At 57.0% G+C, this 830-nt stretch carries 2 protein-coding genes; both read left to right on the top strand.

What is annotated here, in order from left to right; all coding sequences use genetic code 11:
• Positions 1 to 237 (top strand): integrase core domain-containing protein (locus tag ABG80_RS17355; RefSeq protein WP_152987709.1); only part of this gene is annotated, 237 nt, incomplete at its 5' end.
• A gap of 53 nt (positions 238 to 290) precedes the next feature.
• Positions 291 to 656, top strand: coding sequence for a hypothetical protein (locus ABG80_RS17350; RefSeq protein ID WP_152987708.1), 366 nt, complete (start codon positions 291 to 293; stop codon positions 654 to 656).
• The last annotated feature ends 174 nt before the right edge of the window (positions 657 to 830 follow it).

The following is an 830-nucleotide window of genomic DNA, read 5'->3' as shown; positions in this document are numbered from 1 at the left end:
GCCAAGTCTTGGGGCATCCGCTTTGAGCACATCGAACCGGGCAAGCCGCAACAAAACGCCTATGTCGAACGCTTCAACCGCACGGTGCGCTACGAATGGCTCTCGCAGTACCATTGGACAGACCTCGATGAGGTCAGCCTGTACGCCACCCAATGGATGTGGATGTACAACCATGAACGCCCAAACATGGCCTTGGGCGGCATCACCCCCAAGCAGCGGTTGGCCATGGCCGCATAGCTCTACTTCTCAGAGCGGTGGTTTATGGGGGGATTACCCTAGAGCTGACGTTGTTGGATTGGCTCACGATCAGTGGCGATGACCGAATTCGCCTGTTTTTAGACAAGACAAACAAGGTCCAAGAGGGCGTCAACTCAGTCGCATCTCTGAAGGGTGCAGTCAAGGGCGCCAACAAAGCGCGAAACGCTGAAATCAAGGCAGCAGGAGGCAAGCCAACAAGATCGGAAATGAAGCTGGACAAGCGCAGCAACACCATGCTGGAGAGGATCGGGATGACGGGCATGCCTACTCTGCCCAAACAAATCAAGCCGCAGCCTGATTCACGAGTCAACGAGGAGCGGTGGGCCGCACCTTCAACGCTGCCGGTAATGCCGAGACTCGATCTCGCGCAGGCCATCCGCGCTTCCCGCAAGCAATGACCGGACGGACGATGTTGCACACGGCGAATCAAAACAACCGTAAGCGGTCATTGAACCCCACCCTAGCCACCAAGGCTGTGCTCTGACAGCCTACGTTCCCACGTAGATGAACGTGGGAACGTAGCGATGAACGACGAATTGCAGGATCTCAGGCGCAGGTTGGTGGTGGGGCAC

Origin of the sequence: Aquabacterium parvum (genome assembly GCF_001447195.1) — a bacterium.
GTDB lineage: Bacteria > Pseudomonadota > Gammaproteobacteria > Burkholderiales > Burkholderiaceae_C > Aquabacterium > Aquabacterium parvum.
The sequence above is the reverse complement of the archived record's forward strand: the minus strand, read 5'-3'. Positions and strand labels throughout refer to the sequence as shown.